The organism is Pseudomonas sp. P108 (assembly GCF_032613195.1).
Classification (GTDB): Bacteria; Pseudomonadota; Gammaproteobacteria; order Pseudomonadales; family Pseudomonadaceae; genus Aquipseudomonas.
This window is the reverse complement of the sequence record NZ_CP126691.1, coordinates 2584925-2601985: the sequence shown is the minus strand read 5'-3', so window position 1 is coordinate 2601985 and position 17061 is coordinate 2584925. Positions and strand designations below refer to the sequence as shown.

Sequence of the window (17061 nt, the reverse complement as noted above, 5' to 3'; positions counted from 1 at the left end):
TCCAGCGCCAACCCTCATCAGCTCCCCGTTCTGCAGGCGTAAAACTTTGAAAGCAGCTTCTGTAAGGAATTGCCGGTAATTCTGGCCGAACGACCCACAACGTCGTGAGGAGCATGAGTACGGCAATTTCGGGATGAGCGTCCCGGACACCCATTTGGGACCACTGATGAGGGTAATAACTGTGCTTGAAGCCTACCGCAAACATATCGAAGAGCGTGCAGCCCTGGGTATCGTTCCCCAGCCGCTTAACGCCGAACAAACAGCAGGCCTGGTCGAGCTGCTGAAAAACCCTCCGGCTGGCGAAGAAGAATTTCTCGTTGACCTGATCACCAATCGCATTCCACCAGGCGTGGACGAAGCGGCCTATGTAAAAGCCGGCTTCCTGTCTGCACTGGCCAAGGGCGAAGTTTCCTCCCCGCTGCTGGACAAAAAGCGCGCTGTAGAACTGCTCGGCACCATGCAGGGCGGCTACAACATCGTGACTCTGGTTGACCTGCTGGACGACGCCGAGCTGGCGCCAGTCGCTGCCGCGCAACTCAAGCACACCCTGCTGATGTTCGATGCGTTCCACGACGTCGCGGAAAAAGCCAAGAACGGTAACGCTCACGCTAAAGCCGTGCTGCAATCCTGGGCTGACGGCGAGTGGTTCAAGAACCGCCCGACCCTGGCCGACAAGATCAGCCTGCGCGTCTTCAAGGTAACCGGCGAAACCAACACCGACGACCTGTCCCCTGCTCCAGATGCCTGGTCGCGTCCAGACATCCCGCTGCACGCCCTGGCCATGCTGAAAATGGCCCGTGACGGCATCGTTCCTGATCAGCAGGGCGCCATCGGCCCGATGAAGCAGATCGAAGAAATGCGCGGTCAAGGCTTCCCGATCGCCTACGTCGGTGACGTCGTCGGTACCGGTTCGTCGCGTAAATCGGCCACCAACTCGGTACTGTGGTTCTTCGGCGACGACGTACCTTACGTGCCGAACAAGCGCGCTGGCGGTTTCTGCTTCGGCAGCAAAATCGCTCCGATCTTCTACAACACCATGGAAGATGCCGGCGCACTGCCAATCGAGTTCGACGTTTCCAACATGAACATGGGCGACGTGATCGACCTGTACCCGCATGCTGGCAAAGTCTGCAAACACGGCACCGACGAAGTCCTGACCACCTTCGAAATGAAGACCCCGGTGCTGTTGGACGAAGTCCGTGCTGGCGGCCGTATCCCGCTGATCATCGGCCGAGGCCTGACCGAGAAGGCTCGCGCCGAACTGGGTCTGCCACCGTTCGACCTGTTCAAGAAGCCAGAAGCCCCAGCTGAAAGCACCAAGGGTTTCACTCTGGCGCAGAAGATGGTCGGCAAGGCTTGCGGTCTGGCAGAAGGCCAAGGCGTTCGTCCTGGCACCTACTGCGAACCGAAGATGACCACCGTAGGTTCTCAGGACACCACCGGTCCAATGACCCGTGACGAACTGAAAGACCTGGCGTGCCTGGGCTTCTCGGCTGATCTGGTGATGCAGTCCTTCTGCCACACCGCGGCGTATCCAAAGCCGATCGACGTGACCACCCACCACACCCTGCCTGACTTCATCATGACCCGCGGCGGCGTTTCCCTGCGTCCGGGCGACGGCATCATCCACTCGTGGCTGAACCGCATGCTGCTGCCAGACACCGTCGGTACCGGTGGTGACTCGCACACCCGTTTCCCGATGGGCATTTCGTTCCCGGCCGGTTCCGGTCTGGTTGCGTTTGCTGCAGCCACCGGCGTTATGCCGCTGGACATGCCGGAATCGATCCTGGTGCGCTTCAAAGGCAAAATGAAACCTGGCATCACCCTGCGTGACCTGGTTCATGCCATTCCTTACTTCGCTATCCAGAACGGTCTGCTGACCGTCGAGAAGAAAGGCAAGAAAAACGCCTTCTCCGGCCGCATCCTGGAAATCGAAGGTCTGGAAGGTCTGACCCTGGAGCAGGCGTTCGAACTGTCCGACGCCTCGGCCGAACGTTCGGCTGCCGGTTGCACCATCAAGCTGTCGAAAGAGTCGATCACCGAGTACCTGAACTCCAACATCACCCTGCTGCGCTGGATGATCGGCGAAGGCTACGGCGATGCGCGTACCCTGGAACGTCGTGCTCAAGCGATGGAAGCCTGGGTGGCCAACCCGGAACTGATGGAAGCCGATGCCGACGCCGAATACGCCGAAGTCATCGAAATCGATCTGGCCGACATCAGCGAGCCGGTACTGTGCGCGCCGAACGATCCGGACGACGCCCGTCTGCTGTCCAGCGTTGCTGGCGAGAAGATCGACGAAGTGTTCATCGGTTCGTGCATGACCAACATCGGTCACTTCCGCGCTGCCGGTAAACTGCTGGATCAGGTCAAGGGTCAGCTGCCAACCCGTCTGTGGCTGTCGCCGCCGACCAAGATGGACGCTCACCAACTGACCGAAGAAGGCTACTACGGCATCTACGGCAAGGCAGGCGCACGCATGGAAATGCCAGGCTGCTCGCTGTGCATGGGTAACCAGGCACGCGTTGAGCCGAACAGCACCGTGGTGTCGACGTCGACCCGTAACTTCCCGAACCGTCTGGGCGACGGCGCGAACGTCTACCTGGCTTCGGCTGAGCTGGCGTCCGTTGCTTCGATCCTGGGTCGCCTGCCGACCGTCGAGGAGTACATGGAATACGCTGGCAAGATCGACAGCATGGCGGCCGATATCTACCGCTACCTGTCCTTCGACCAGATCGCCGAGTTCCGTGAAGCTGCTGCGAACGCCAACATCCCGGTCGTTCAAGCCTAACGTAACAACGCAATGAAAAACGCCGCCCATCGTGAGATGAGCGGCGTTTTTTTATGCCTGCAGAATGACGGTTGCCTGTTCGGGCCTCATCGCTGGCTTGCCAGCGATGGCGGAGTGTAAGTTGACATCATTGCTGATGTCTCAGCGCTTTCGCGTGCAAGCTCGGCTCCCGGGCAAAAAAAACCGCTGTGCCTGGGCAGGCACAGCGGTTTTATTGATGGAACCAGGTTTACATCGTCAACTTGTAAACCAGTGCCGAAATCGCTACCAGACCTACAGCCGTGACAAACACGTTGGACGCCTGACCACGATAACGCGCCATCGCTGGCACTTTACGGATGGCGTACATTGGCATCAGGAACAGAATCGCCGCGATTACCGGGCCACCAATGGTCTCGATCATGCCCAGAATGCTCGGGTTCAGGGTCGCGATGATCCAGCAGATCACCAGCATGAACGCCGCCACAATGCGATCCAGTGCCTTGGCGCCCGGACGCTTGCCGCTCTTCACGATCAAGCCTTTCAGGCCTTCACTGGCGCCGATGTAGTGACCGAGGAACGATTTTGAGATCGCTACGAACGCAATCAGCGGCGCCGCGAATTCAATGGTCGGATTGTTGAAGTGGTTGGCCAGGTACGACAGGATCGACAGATTCTGCTCTTTGGCTTCCGCCAATTGCTCCGGCGACAACGTCAGCACGCAACTGAAGACGAAGAACAGCACCATCAGCACCATCAACGCATGGGCGCGGAACAGGATCTGCGAGCTGCGCTCATCAGCATGCACGCCGTACTGACGCTTCTGATCCACTGCAAACGCGGAAATGATCGGCGAGTGATTGAACGAGAACACCATCACCGGAATCGCCAGCCACAGCGTGTGCAGCAGCGCCGACGGTGCCGGCACGTGCGAAGCGGTGGCGAGGATGCCGCCGTTCCAGTGCGGAATCAGGTACACCCCAAGAAACAGCAACGCGACGATAAACGGGTAAACCATCAGGCTCATCGCCTTGACGATCGCCTGCTCACCGCACCGCACCACCGCCAGCAAGCCGAGAATCAGCACGAACGACAGCAGCGCGCGCGGCGGTGGCGTGATGTGCAGTTGATGTTCGAGGAAACTGGCGACTGTATTGGTCAGGCCGACACTGTAGATCAGCAGGATCGGGAAGATCGCGAAGAAGTACAGCAAGGTGATCAGCGCGCCGGCCTTGATGCCGAAATGCTGCTCCACCACTTCCGTGATGTCGGCGCCTTCGCGACCGGACAGCACGAAGCGGGTCAGGCCACGGTGCGCGTAGAACGTCATCGGGAAGGCCAGCAGCGCAAGGATCACCAGCGGCCAGAAGCCACCCAGACCTGCGTTGATCGGCAAAAACAGGGTGCCGGCACCGATGGCCGTCCCAAACAGTCCCAACATCCAGGTGGTGTCCTGGCGATTCCAGCTCGAAAGTTCAGCGGGTGCTGCTGCATCAAAGCGCTCTTCGACGCTATTGGCCTGATCATTCATCCGGTCGGATCTCCGCATTCCGGTCACTTGCCACTCGGTCAGGACGCGTCGGAAAAAACCGACAGACATGCTCCGGCCGAAACAGGGGCGCGATTCTCCGCGATAAATGAGCAGAAGCAAAGACTTAGCTGAGGAATGGTTGTGCGGAGCAGATCCGTTTGGCGTCGTTTTCGGGAAATTATCTGTCGCAAACAGGTATTCGTGATGTCGTTAACAGGCACATGCAAGGGTATTCAGATGGTTCGAGCCAACACCATCACGAAAGCGATCCCCACCGCGCCCATCAACATTCCAAGGCTAAACAGCAAAACCGTTTCACGCCTTTCGGCTTTGCGAAAGGGCTTCATGGCTTCTCTGAACTCAAACTCCTCTTGATACAGTCGGTTTATCCTGGCTCTGCTTTCCTCTGTGCTCATACTGCCCCCTTCCCTTTTTTTGGTGCTCTGAATCAACACGCATGCGCAACTGCAACCTGCTGCGCTCTCTTACAGCTTCAAATAAAGCCCAACGGCGGTGGCAATTGCAGTTAATGCCCCAGCCCCCACCACAAGGGGATACAAGAAAGTCTCAAGTTTCAGTTTTGCTTCCTCCGCCAAAAGCTTGCGCCTCTCCGCGCCGAGCTTTTGGGTTTCCGTTTGTAGCCTTTCGAGTTCCACATTTTTGTGGTCATCCAGATGCATGAACCTTCCTTGGCTGCTGACAGTTAACGCTCGGGAAGTTTTTCCATCCTGGACCACCTCCCATTGCTGCCCCATGATTTCGCGTTAACCGTCTGCCCGATAGCAGATGGCTCTGCCAAATGCGTAGGTAAAATCCGCGAGTTTCGTAGGTAGCCTCATACAAAAACAACAACGAGGTCATCACCCCACACTTTCAATTTGGTTGATATGTTCTAGCGTGAATGAGTCCCCTCCCCCAGAGTCTCTGCCCATGCCCCTCGTTCGCATCGACATCAAACAAAACCCCGACCCCACGTTCGCCAAACGCATCGGCGAGCAGATTTATTCCGCCCTGCGCAGTTGTATCGATGTGCCGGAGCACGACAACTTTCAGATCCTCACCGAGCACGACAGCCAGCATTTCGTCTATGACCCGCAGTATCTGGGAATCCAGCGCAGCGATGGCGTGGTGTTCATTCAGATCACCATCAGCGAAGGGCGCTCGATAGAGAAAAAACAGTTGCTGTTCAAAACCATCGCCGAAAGCCTGCACACCCAACTGGCGGTGCGCCTGGAAGACGTCTTCATCAATCTGGTCGAGGTAAAAAAAGAGAACTGGTCATTCGGCAATGGCGTCGCGCAGTACGTCACTTGATCCGCTCATTGACAGCCCGGTATCAGCGCCAGCATGATCGGCCCATGAACATTCGCGCGCTGCAACTCACCCGTACCACCACGACCGCCACCGGCGGGTCGTGGTGTTTCTGTCTGAGGTAAATCCAGCGCAGCAAACCCAAGGCCCCGCCAGCAATGGACGGGGCCTTGTTGTTTCTCCCGTCCGTGCGGCATCTGCAGCCCCCAAGGAGAAACACCATGCCCGCAGCACTGTTGATCATCGATATGCAGGTCGGTCTGTTCCACGGACCGGAAAAGCCCTACCAAGGCGAACGGGTTCTGGCCAACATCCAGCGCCTGGTCGCTCAGGCCCGCAGGAATCAAGTACCGATCTTCGCCGCGCGCCACACTGGCCCGGACGGCTCACCGATTGCCGCTGGCAGTCCTTTCTGGCAATTACTGCCAGCGCTTGAGCTGGACGCTGAAATTGACACCCTCTTCGATAAATCCCGACCCAATGCTTTCCATGGCACTGACCTTGCGCGGCAACTCCAGGCCGCACAGGTAGAAGAGCTCTATGTGGTCGGCATGAAAAGCCAGTTCTGCATCGACAGCACCTGTCGCAGCGCTGCCGATCTGGGCTTCAGACCATTGCTGGTCGCTGACGCCCACACTTGCATGGACACTGCCGCGCTATCCGCCGAAGCGATCATCAAACATCACAACGCCACCCTCGGTGCCGCCTTCGCACGATTAGTCGACAGCGATGAAGTGACGTTCTGAGGAAGTCCTCGCTGAAATTGACGCAACTTGACTTGCTACGGTTGCGTCAACCAGACATTTGTTACGCCATTCCTTGTCCTACAGCGTTGTGTAATCAATTAAGGGGGCCAGCAACATTAACTACCGGAAACGCCAACAAACAAGTCAATCAGCCACTAATCCTTCAGAATGTTCCTACAACTTAAACAGCCAAAAAACTCGCGACAAAACATTACTTAAAATCGAATACCAGCCATTTGTTACAAGCAACTACCCAGCCATTGAACAATATTCCGCAGCAGGTCTATATTTTTATCGCCCTGAATTCAACGACTGACAATTAAAGTGCAATCAAGAGGACACAACATGCAAAAGTACATGATGACCGGCCTGTTGTTGGCCGCGTTGCTCGTCCCGCTCACCAGCACCAATGCCGAAGTCCGCGAGCTGGCCTCCTCGCCGCGATGGCTGACGACCAAGGTCTATGTCGACGGCGCCCCTGAAACCGACGTCAAAGCGAAGTACCCCGGTGTCGTTGGCATATCGACGTGGGATCCCGAGCGCAATCGATATGAGTTCTTTTACACCGAGACAGGCGAGTCAAAATACAACAACGGTGGTGGCGGTTATTTCTTTGTCACCGGCGATCAGCAACAGCACATTCTTGTACCCGATATCGGCCCGACCAAAACAGTTGTCAGGCGTCTGGAGACATTGAACAAACGTGAATTCACGTATTCTCGGGAAGTACCCCGCGACATGGTCGACAACAACCCTCTCGTACGCATTCATGTCGTTCACGCGCCCTATACCGGAACGATAGAAACCAAGTCCGCCATCAAACAATAAAACCAGGAGTACGATATGCAAAAGTCACTTAAAACCCTGCTGATGTCGTCGTTACTGATTTCTTCCGTCTATTGCGCCGGGGTCAGCGCACAAGCTGCCACCCAGCCCGCAAAAAATGCCGTCGCCACCGCCGACAACGCGATGATGCTGACCGTGTTTCTGAAACATGATCAAACCCGACCGTTAAGTGAACTCAAGGCCCAGCTCGCACAACAGGGGTTCCATAAAACCTTTCCTCCGGCCGGGGTCGAGGTGGTGAGCTGGAACATCATGATGGGTATCGGCCAGGTCGTGACCGTGCGCTTTCCTGTCTCGCGTCTGGCGGAAGTGAACCTTGCGCTGGAAAACACCGCATGGGGCAGTTACCGCACCGAGTTCTATCCGACCTACGATATCAAGCCGATCGCGATGGCTGAGCAAGCCAAAGCCCAAGCGGCTCAATGATGCCGGCAGCACACCGGATCACCGGTGTGCTGCCAGCCTTGCTTCTTGTCCGAAGCCGTCCAGAATCAAAGCACCACTGCGCGAATGACAACGATTGCCAAGTCGCTGCGGATTCAGCACTCTGAAACGACTATCGCGACCTACCCGCCGACGTTCACAGGAGCCGCGCAATGCCCGCAACCGTTCTGGTACTGGTTGAAACCATCAATGACTATTTGCCGATTCTCGAACATCAGGGCTTTCACCTGATTCTCGCCCCCACGCCCGCCGAACGTGCGCACGCCATTGCCTCCCAAGGCAACCGCATCGATGCGGTACTGACCCGGGGTCCGCTGGGCCTGACGGCCGAAGAGATCGCCGCCCTGCCCGCGTTGAAGATCATTACCGTCATCGGCGCCGGCTACGAACAGGTCGATCTGCAGGCCGCCAGCAACCGTGGCATTACCGTCACCAACGGCGCCGGGGTCAACGCCTCGTCGGTGGCTGACCATGCAATGGCGATGTTGTTGGCACTGGTCCGGGATATCCCGCGTTGTGATGCCGCAGTACGCCGGGGTGAATGGCCAAAGATCATGCGCCCGTCGCTGGCTGGCAAACGCATGGGGATCCTCGGGCTGGGCGCCGTCGGGTTGGCGATCGCCAAACGCGCGAACCTCGGCTTCGACATGGAAATCAGCTATCACAGCCGCCAGGTGCGCAGCGATGTGCCTTATGCGTTCTGCTCGACACCGACCGAACTGGCCCGGGCTTCGGACTTTCTGATTGTCGCCACGCCCGGCGGCATTGGCACCCAACATCTGGTCACCCGCGCGGTGCTCGATGCACTCGGGCCGAAAGGCTTCATCGTCAACATTGCCCGCGCCAGCGTCATCGCTACGGCGGATCTGATCACTGCCCTTGAACAACGCAGAATTGCCGGCGCCGCACTCGATGTGTTCGACGACGAACCGCAAGTGCCGGATGCGCTGAAAACCCTGAGCAACGTGCTGCTGACGCCACACGTCGCCGGCCTGTCACCGGAAGCGACGCAAGGCACGGTCGAATTGGTAGGCAAAAACCTCGTGGCGTTCTTCTCCGGCGAGCCGGTACTGACGCCCATTGCGCTGCCACCGAAACTCAGCAACCAGCGCGTGCACTAGAGCACGCCGAGCAACGTCCACAGGCGCCGTGATTCAGCATCGGCGCTGATCAACTCACCCAGCAATTCGCTCAGCGGTTTATTACCCCACTCGACGCCGCGACGGATCAGATAGGGCACGGGACTGTGAGGTTCCGTGCGGGCCAGGTATTCGGCGATCAGCAGCAATTGCCGATACGCTTCCTCGCGGTTGGCCGGTTCGCGAAATACCTGGGCAACCGGCGCTGGCTCTTCAGGCTGTGGCATGGCGACGGGGGCTTCGACCACGGGTGCTGGCGGTGCCGGTTGTTGTGGGTGCATGGCGATAAACTCCTGAACCAGCTTCAGCAGCGCTTGAATGATGTCCTGCAAGGGGCGCAATCCCGGACCTTGCTCACCCAGATAAGCATCGCTCCAGCTGTCGAGTCGTTGCAGGTGTTGCAGGCTCAGCAGCAGGTTGCCCTGGGTGCGCAACCAGAACGCCAGCGGTGTGGCGCGAATCTGGTCGCTGAGTTTTTTCTGTTCGTTGCGTGCAGTTTCTGCCGAGCTTTTGGCATTCTTGCTGTCGTTGACCTGCACTTGTTGAATCTGCAAACGTCGCCAGACTTCCAGGGTATAGGCTTCAAAATCGCTGTTGCGCGTGCCGAACAGCGGCACGCGAGTGAGCAACACTTCACTGTAGCGACGCACCAGCCATTCCAGCGGAATCACGCGCCACGACTGATCGCCCTCCTCGGCTTGCGGATGCAAATGCTCGGGGAAGCGCTCACACAAACCGGCGATCAGCGCCAGGCTGCCGGGCAAACCGTCCAGTGCTTGCAGGTGCAGCCACGCTTCGCCGAGCCAGGCGCTGAGCATCAAGTCCTTGCTGCGTTCGAGCAATAAAGCAGTGGTGAGCTTCTCGACCTCCGGCCAGTTCGCCCGCTTCAGTGTCGACTGCCAGACCCCGGTCGGCAGGCTGGCATCATCCTCGCGGCGCAAGTCGCGCAACTGATCGAATTCACGCTCATAACGCAAATCGACGCCGCAGGGCGCATCCGCGCTGATCGGCGCGAGCAGTTGATCAATCAGGTCTGGCACAGCGGTCGATGGCAGGCTCACAGGTCCTCCTTCTGCGATTCAAGGGCGGCGGTGCTGCCGGTCACCTGAAACGGTGAGCGCGGTGCACGGGTGGGCAACGGTGCAATCGACAGCGGCAATTTCGATCCTTGGCTCATCAATGACAAGCGCACAAACATGCGGGTGAATTCGCTGGTGACGCTGTCGGTCGAGGCGGTCACTGGCAGCCGCAGTGTCAGCGGGAAGTCGGTGTAATCCATGCTCGGCTGACGCTGCACCGAAAAGTGCGCACGCATCATCCGCAGCAGCGACCATGGCCCGCCATACTCCCAACCGGCCTCCAGATCGCGCACCACCAGATTCGGTTGCAGCGGGTCGTTGACCGGGCGTTCCTTGCCGTTGCGCGCCCAGCGCAGGGTCAGGCGGATGGGTTGACCGACCATCCAGCGCAGACTCGGCTGCTCGGCCGCGACCGGGTAGTTGATCTGCTGATTGCCGGCGAGCAAACCCCAGGCAATCACTTGATCGGCACCCTGCTCATTATCGCGATCGGTGCGCCAGCGCACGTCGAGCTCGACGCCGAGGATGCCGCTCTTGTCGCGTACGAACAGCGGCGTCAGCCAAGTGCTGGCCTGCTTCAAACGATTGAGAAAGTCTGCGGCGGCCACGCGCTCCGGCGTCTGATTCGTGGCCAGTCCGGCCTGGGCGACCGGTAAGCGCTTGTCGATCAATTCCAGCAAATACTGAACCCGCGCCGGCTCGGCATCCGGCATCTGCACGCCGTTGGCGAATGGAAAGCGGTCAGCGAGGTATTGATTGAAGTAGTTGGCCAGCTCATTCCACGCGGCTGCCGCCTGTTGCACTTGCAACTGCTGGCAACGCTGCATGGCTTCCTGTTGCAGCTCCACCGCGCGCATCGCCAACGTGCCGCGTCCGCCGGCGACGTTGGCGGTCTGCAACATTTGCAGGCAGGAGTTGACGTCCATTTCGATGAAATCACGGCTGACCAGTTGCTCGATCTGCGCCGGCGAACTGGCCGGATTGGCTTCCTTGTATTTACGCAGTTCATCGTTCAGTGCGCTGAACTGCGTCACGCGTTCGTAATCCAGTGCCGAGAGGTTGGCTTGCTGCGTCGTCAACCACTGTAACGAAGACGTGCGCCGCTCAGTGATGCCGAGCATGGTGTTGAACTGCTGCTTGAGGCTCAGCTTCAGATCCTGCACATCGCTGGCGCCGAACAATTGCAAGCCGAGGTTTTTCGAACCGTCCCACTGGCTGATTTCGGCACGGCCACCGAACAGCGGTTGCGCGGTGATTTCCTCGATCCCCCCGGTAATCTGCGCCATCGCGCGGCGATTGAGCGCCGCTTGCAGGCGCGTGGAGAGATCCGCGCGGTGCACCTCGACAAAGGCTTTCTGCAGGGCCATGGCTTGCTCGGCCTGCACATTGAACACAGCGTAAGGGTGCGCCTGGTCGTTGTGATCCTTGAGGCTCAACCACATTGCCTGGGCGGCGGCACGCTCGGCGGCTTTGAGCACTGCAACGCGATAGTCCGGTGGAATGCGTGGCAGTTCTTCGGCGATGTAGCTGTTGTAGTCGGCGAAATACTTCAGCGACTCATTGAGGTCATCGCCGTCCACGGTCTGGCCTTGCATATTGACGTTGTCTTCGCTGGCACGCAGGGCGACCGAAACGAAGTCACGCTTGAACAGCGCCTGTATCGCGTTATCCAGCTTGATCACTTGTTCCTGCAAGGCCAGCTGCCCGCTGACTTGCTGCACCAGCAGGTTGTCCCGCGAACCGATCTGGGCGATCCATTGATCGCGGAAACTCTGCTGCAAGCGTGACGCTTGCGTGTCGAGGTCTTGTTGGACTTGCGCGCCCAACAATGTGCTCTTGCCCACTTTGGCGAGGAAGTCACCATAACCCGGCACCAATTCCTGGCCTTTGCCGCGACTCCACGTCGAATTGGTCAGGGCGATCGCTGCTTGCAGATCGTCGACCAGCGCGGTCAGGTCTTCCAGCTCCCGCAGGCTGTTGCCGCTGCCGGCTTGCAATTGATCCAGATGCAATTTGAGGTAGCCAGCCTTGCTGACAAAGTTGTCGGCGAGAAAATACTGATCCAGCCAGCGCTGCATCAGTCCGGAAAAATTGCTGACGATCTGCGGCCGGTCGACGCTCAGATCAAGCGCCTGCAAGCTGCCGTCTTCCCCGGCCACGAGCAGCCGATTGTAGAACGCCGCGTAGGGCAAGGTGCCCGTGTTGAGGTTCAGCGACAGCGCGTTGTTGCTCAGTTGCACCAGGTCGTCCAGCGGCGCGCGCGGGTTGTTCTGCACTTGATTGAACAACTGGTTCTGCTGTTCCAGACGCAAGGCCCGATCCACCAGATCGTTCGCCTTCAGATAGTTCTGCCACTGCGCCGGGTCGTCGCTTTCGACGCTGCTGCGCCGATCGGTGCTGCGGATCGCCTTGATCTGCGCCAGTTGCGCGCTCAACAGATCATGCAGCGGCACCATGATGTGGCGCTGGGTGGATTGCAAGACTTGCTGCTCAAGCTGATTGTCGAGCGAGGAAAACCACGACGTCGGAAACACCAGAGAAACATAGTTCCAGTGCGGCGCACGCTCCAGCACGCGCCAGAATGTCTGCACGTTACGCCGGGTCGAGTCGACCCGCTGCGCCTCATCGCTGATCGCCACGTAGCCCTTTTGCGCGCCTTGCATCTGCCGCGCCAGTTCGTGGGCATCCTTGACCGACACGTGCCAGACCCAAAGCATCGCCACGGCCCAGATAACCCCGATCACCAGCGCCACGCCGGCCGTCAGCCGCTGCCAGCGCTGACGCAAACGCAGCAGACGCGGCACGCCTTGCGCCAGCCCGCGCTCGCCGACCAGGCGCTGGCGCCACAACTGGCGCACGAACACGCTTTGCTGCAAGCCGCTGTCGTCGGCGGAGAATCCGTCCTTGGCATCCTCCGAGGCCTGACTGGCGCTGAAATAGACACCGCGAAAACACGGCGCCTCACCCTGAGCGTTGCCTTGAAACACCGGTTCCAGAACACTCTGCAAACCGCGTCGCAAGGTTTCCAGACGCTCCGGCAAGGCGTACAGATCGGCGCTCAACTGGCCGGACAAGGTGCCGATTTCGATGATGGCTTCCGCCACAGCGCGATGGATGCGATCAAGCGCCTGATCGCTCCATTGCCCTTGCCAAACCGCATCGCGCGAATAAGGCGACGACCAGCCAAGGGTTCGTTCGCGGGCCTCGTCGGGCAGCGCGCTGATCAACTCCTGGAACCCCGGCAGTTCTTCAAGTCCAGTGATGACCACGTACACCGGCACACTCAAGCCAAAACGTTGCAGCAGATCGATGAAGCGCCGGCGCGCGGCCAGACCGAGGCTCGCAGCCTGTTCGAGATTACTCAGGCGACTGACCGGCACCAGCCAGACCACCCCGTCCAGCGGCCGCTTGCTGCGCATCCGCAAGATCAAACCGAGCAAACGCCACCAGCCGCCACGCTGCAAATGCATACCGTCGTCGGGCAGAAACAATGCCTGCGGCACCACCAGTACAGCGCCTTCCGGGTCCGACCACCAGCGGCCGAACCACGCCGGTTTGTCGGTCGGTTGCAGACGCCATTCACTGACCAGTTGCGTGCCCTGGGTTTCGTCGCCGAGCATCAGCAGCCAGGGCATCTGATAGCGATCGTGACTGCCCTGCTCCTGCTCCATTTGCCGCACGGCTGCGTAGAAACTGCGGATCGCTGCGCCACTCTGGGTGCGCAGCCACCACACCGCCACGGCGATGATCACCACAACCAGCAGCAGAGCGACCACCCACGCGACTATCGTCAGGGTACTCATGAGTCTTGCTCCGCTGGCGCCACCGAGTCGATGATCTGCAGCACCGGGTCCAGCTCCGAACGAATGTCCCGCCAGAGGAACTGGCCAAGCCCGGTCAGTAACAAAACCATCGCCAGAATCCCCAGTGCCAGGCGAAAGCCGTCCGGCAGCGCCGTGCGCACCGGCAGTTGCAATGGCGTGGTCAGCGACGGCTGCGCCAGACGCTGACTGACATCGGCATAACTGGCCTCGTCCTGCCAGGCAAAGGTGTACAGCGCCAGCCGCCATTTCTCCAGTTGCGCCTGACTGTGTTCGCCCCGCAAACGCCCATGGAAACCAAGGATCAGGCACTGCAGATACACGTTGGCCAGATCGCGGCTGGTCGGTTGCTGTTCGTCGAGCAATGTCTGAATCGCCGACGGCACGTGTTCGCCGGCCTGACGACTGGAATACAGACGCGACTCCAAAGGTTTGTCCTGCCACGCCGACTGCCCGGGCCACGGCGTGAACAGCAGGGTTTCGTCGACCAGCGCGACGAACGCATAGACCAGCGCCTTGACCTGATCGGTCGCCGAATCACCGACCCGCGAATAAGCGGTGCGCCACAACCGCTGCGACGCTTGCGTGGACAATTCGACCACGGTGTCCACCAGCGCTGCTTCGTCCTCGCTGTCCTTGGGCAATTGCACCCAGTCCTGTTGCCATTGCTGCCACGTCTGGCGAAACGCGCTGCTCAACGGTGCGTCCTGCAACCCAAGGCTTGCGGCACTTCCTTGCGACATACGGCGTTCCTTGTGTGATCAGGCACTTTCACTGTTCTGGGCGATAAACAGCACCACTTGCCACGGACTGCTGGTCAGCTTCGCCGCCGGTGCCGCAATGACCAGCGGCAGTTGCGCGTCGAACCACGTGCCTTCGGCCGTGATCACAAACAGCCGCGTGTCCTCGCCGACGCTGTAGGCCACCTGTTCGCTGCGGCTCATGACCTGGTGCGGCAAACCGCTCATGCGTTGACGACTGAGCAGCGCAATGTGCGGCGCCGAGGCGATGATCGCGCCACGTAACCAGTCAATTGCCGCTTGTTCGCTGGCACCGTTGGGCATGCGCAGACCGATCACCAGACGCTGACTCGGCTGCTCGTCCGGCAGTTGGATGGAAAAGCTGTGCTCACCGCGCTCGAACGGCAGGCTGCGGTAGCCGGCGCGGATCAGTTCGAGGGTGGTTTCCAGCCATTGCAGCACCGCGTCATAACCGCGCTGCAATTCGAGAAAATCCAGCGGTGCAAACGCTGGTACACCGGCCAGCGGATCGAGCGCCGCCCAGGCGCCAGCCAGGCCGAGCAGGTGCACATACAGAGACTGCGGATGAGCAACGCGACTGCTCAGCGCGCCTTCGACTTCCGGCAGGCGTGCCCACAACGCGGTCAACTGCCGGCGGATTTCCAGCGCGTCGTCCTGATTGCCAGCCTGTTGCGCCTGGCGCAAACGGCCGCCGAGAAACAGGCACTTCTCCCGCGCCCGCGCGCAGAGGCCGGCGATGCGTCGCCCCAGCGCAGACTCCGGCAGCAGCAGCGGTGTTGGCGCGGTGTAAGTCAGCGGCAAGAAGCCGCCGCCCTCCTTGCGGATTTTCAGCAACGGCAGGCAGATCGAATCGGCTTTGTTCAGTTGCGTGCACAGGCGTGGATTAGGTCGCCACACGGTGATCGACTCAGGAAATTCACCACTGGTGAGATCCGGCAATGCGTCACCCACCACCGATTGCAAGCGGCCCTTGAGCGGCAGCAACTGCCCGGCACGCCACATCGGGCTGATCGCCAGGTACACGGTGACAGTGGCATCGTCGGTGGCATCGATCGCCGCACTCACATCCAGTTCCAGTGCCGGCCCGATCCCGGCCTGCAAATCCACCGGCAGGCCGTCGGGCATCGTCCCTTGCAGCGACAATACGCGCACCACGCCAGCGCTCAGCGCCGAGGGATCGAACTCCATGTGGCTGACACCCCAGAACCACGGGTTGCAGGCTTGCGCCAGATGCGCACCGAGCGCTTCGGCCCGCAGCCCTTGCAACTGAAAATGCTGCGGCAGCAATTGCATGCCTTCGTGCCAGCAAACCGCGTCAGGTAGCAGACTCATACGACTCCCTTCGACAAGGCCGCAATCCGGCGGCAGCGGTGGTGTGTCAGTGTTCGGCGTTGACCAGGCTCATCTCGCGGCTGTCGAATTTCAGCCACGCCTCACTCTGATCGTCGAGGCGCAAGCGGTGTGCTCCGGGTGTGGTATAGCTGGCGAAGACCAAAAGTCCAGCGGCCTTCTTGCCCCCCAACGGGAAGGGTTGGCGGTCGATGAATTGCCCCGGCACCAGCTCCAGTCCCCACACGCTCATCAACTGACGATAGTCGCGTTGGTACTGTTCGCGCCCGGCGAACCACTGGCTGGCACTGATGCCTGACAACTGCTTGAGCAGATCCGGGTCGGCGACTGCAATGAAGTCGACGGCAATCGGCGTGTCGTCGTTGGCTTTCGGAGCGACGTCGAGGGTCAGGCTGTCGAGGTCCACCTTCGGCCCGAAGAGGGAGCAACCGGCCAGGGACGCAAACAGCAGTGTTAGAAAAAGTCGTCTACGCAAAATGAATTTTCCTTTTCGCGAACCTGTCCAAAAATGTTTTTGCTTGCTTTTTTATAGACCTGTTCTAGCGTCTTGGGTAGTTCGGTTCCTACAGCCGAATCAAGAAGGTTTGTCAAAGGAACGACAGGTCATCTGCCTCCCTTTCTAACCTACGGTCCAGCAAGGGAAAGCGATGAACGGGCCTCCCCGATGCATTGCGCCCGCTCATCGCATCGGAGTCCGCCGACATGGCAGAAAGTACTCAGCACAAGCTCGACCGGGTGCGCCCGCCCCGAGTGCAAATCACCTACGACGTCGAAATCGGCAATGCCATCGAGAAAAAGGAACTGCCACTGGTGGTCGGGATTCTCGCCGATCTGTCGGGCAAGCCACTTGAACCTTTGGCAAAACTGACTGAGCGGCGCTTTACCGAAATCGACCGCGACAATTTCAACGACGTACTCGCCTCGATCGGTCCGCGCGCTACGTTGCAGGTCAACAACACCCTCAGCGGCGACGACAGCAAGCTCAACATCGAACTCAATTTCAGACACATCGACGACTTCGACCCGGTCAAGGTGGTGGAGCAAGTCACGCCGCTGCGGCGCCTTTTCGAGGCACGCCAGCGCCTGCGCGATCTGCTGACCAAACTCGACGGCAACGATGACCTGGACAAGCTGTTGCGCGACGTCATCGCCAACACCGAAGGCCTGCAGGAAATCAAATCGGCCCGCCCAGACACCGCTACCCCGGCAGCTGATGCCGAGGCGCCGGCCGAACCGCAAGCCTGATCGTCCACTTAATCGAGG

General features: G+C 59.6%; 15 protein-coding genes. 7 read left to right on the top strand and 8 right to left on the bottom strand.

Features of this window, described 5'->3' with window-relative positions:
- Window positions 1-181 precede the first annotated feature (181 nt).
- On the top strand, window positions 182-2791 hold the full coding sequence (gene acnB / locus QOM10_RS11440; RefSeq protein ID WP_042704862.1) for a bifunctional aconitate hydratase 2/2-methylisocitrate dehydratase: 2610 nt from the start codon (window positions 182-184) through the stop codon (window positions 2789-2791).
- 229 nt (window positions 2792-3020) lie between these two features.
- On the opposite strand, the gene QOM10_RS11435 is transcribed toward acnB, so the two are convergent.
- From QOM10_RS11435 to QOM10_RS11425, 3 genes are all read right to left on the bottom strand, one after another.
- Complete coding sequence (locus QOM10_RS11435) at window positions 3021-4301, bottom strand: HAAAP family serine/threonine permease (RefSeq protein WP_127926762.1); 1281 nt, start codon at window positions 4299-4301, stop codon at window positions 3021-3023.
- 233 nt (window positions 4302-4534) lie between these two features.
- Window positions 4535-4717: a hypothetical protein gene (locus QOM10_RS11430; RefSeq protein ID WP_150751816.1), complete on the bottom strand. Its 183-nt coding sequence runs from the start codon at window positions 4715-4717 to the stop codon at window positions 4535-4537.
- 69 nt (window positions 4718-4786) lie between these two features.
- Window positions 4787-4981, bottom strand: a complete 195-nt coding sequence (locus tag QOM10_RS11425; RefSeq protein ID WP_034152472.1) for a hypothetical protein — start codon at window positions 4979-4981, stop codon at window positions 4787-4789.
- Between the two features lie 250 nt (window positions 4982-5231).
- On the opposite strand from QOM10_RS11425, the gene QOM10_RS11420 reads away from it, so the two are divergent.
- The 5 genes from QOM10_RS11420 to QOM10_RS11400 all read left to right on the top strand — a co-directional run bounded on the left by QOM10_RS11420 (window position 5232) and on the right by QOM10_RS11400 (window position 8769).
- A complete protein-coding gene (locus QOM10_RS11420) occupies window positions 5232-5615 on the top strand; it encodes a tautomerase family protein (protein WP_127926760.1) in 384 nt (127 codons plus the stop codon).
- A 218-nt stretch (window positions 5616-5833) separates the two neighbouring features.
- Window positions 5834-6358, top strand: coding sequence for a cysteine hydrolase family protein (locus tag QOM10_RS11415; RefSeq protein ID WP_127926759.1), 525 nt, complete (start codon window positions 5834-5836; stop codon window positions 6356-6358).
- 345 nt (window positions 6359-6703) lie between these two features.
- A complete protein-coding gene (locus tag QOM10_RS11410) occupies window positions 6704-7186 on the top strand; it encodes a DUF4822 domain-containing protein (protein ID WP_316918072.1) in 483 nt (160 codons plus the stop codon).
- Between the two features lie 15 nt (window positions 7187-7201).
- The gene (locus QOM10_RS11405) at window positions 7202-7630 is read left to right on the top strand and encodes a hypothetical protein (protein WP_316918071.1); all 429 of its coding nucleotides are present in this window, start codon (window positions 7202-7204) and stop codon (window positions 7628-7630) included.
- Between the two features lie 170 nt (window positions 7631-7800).
- A complete protein-coding gene (locus tag QOM10_RS11400; RefSeq protein ID WP_316918070.1) occupies window positions 7801-8769 on the top strand; it encodes a 2-hydroxyacid dehydrogenase in 969 nt (322 codons plus the stop codon).
- Here the strand turns inward: QOM10_RS11400 and tssA are convergent.
- From tssA to QOM10_RS11375, 5 genes are read right to left on the bottom strand one after another with little or no spacing between them, the layout of a single operon-like run.
- Window positions 8766-9848 (bottom strand): type VI secretion system protein TssA, encoded by a 1083-nt coding sequence (gene tssA / locus QOM10_RS11395; RefSeq protein ID WP_127926755.1) that lies wholly within the window; start codon window positions 9846-9848, stop codon window positions 8766-8768. The genes QOM10_RS11400 and tssA overlap by 4 nt on opposite strands.
- Complete coding sequence (locus QOM10_RS11390) at window positions 9845-13669, bottom strand: type VI secretion protein IcmF/TssM N-terminal domain-containing protein (protein WP_316918069.1); 3825 nt, start codon at window positions 13667-13669, stop codon at window positions 9845-9847. The genes tssA and QOM10_RS11390 overlap by 4 nt, the downstream gene beginning before the upstream one ends.
- Window positions 13666-14430 (bottom strand): DotU/TssL family secretion system protein, encoded by a 765-nt coding sequence (locus QOM10_RS11385; RefSeq protein ID WP_150751809.1) that lies wholly within the window; start codon window positions 14428-14430, stop codon window positions 13666-13668. Before QOM10_RS11385 ends, QOM10_RS11390 begins: the two co-directional genes overlap by 4 nt.
- 18 nt (window positions 14431-14448) lie before the next feature.
- Complete coding sequence (gene tssK / locus QOM10_RS11380) at window positions 14449-15780, bottom strand: type VI secretion system baseplate subunit TssK (protein ID WP_150751808.1); 1332 nt, start codon at window positions 15778-15780, stop codon at window positions 14449-14451.
- A gap of 46 nt (window positions 15781-15826) precedes the next feature.
- A complete protein-coding gene (locus QOM10_RS11375; RefSeq protein WP_316918068.1) occupies window positions 15827-16273 on the bottom strand; it encodes a type VI secretion protein in 447 nt (148 codons plus the stop codon).
- 227 nt (window positions 16274-16500) lie between these two features.
- Between QOM10_RS11375 and tssB the strand changes: the two genes are divergently transcribed.
- Complete coding sequence (gene tssB, locus QOM10_RS11370) at window positions 16501-17043, top strand: type VI secretion system contractile sheath small subunit (protein ID WP_127926750.1); 543 nt, start codon at window positions 16501-16503, stop codon at window positions 17041-17043.
- Window positions 17044-17061 lie beyond the last annotated feature (18 nt).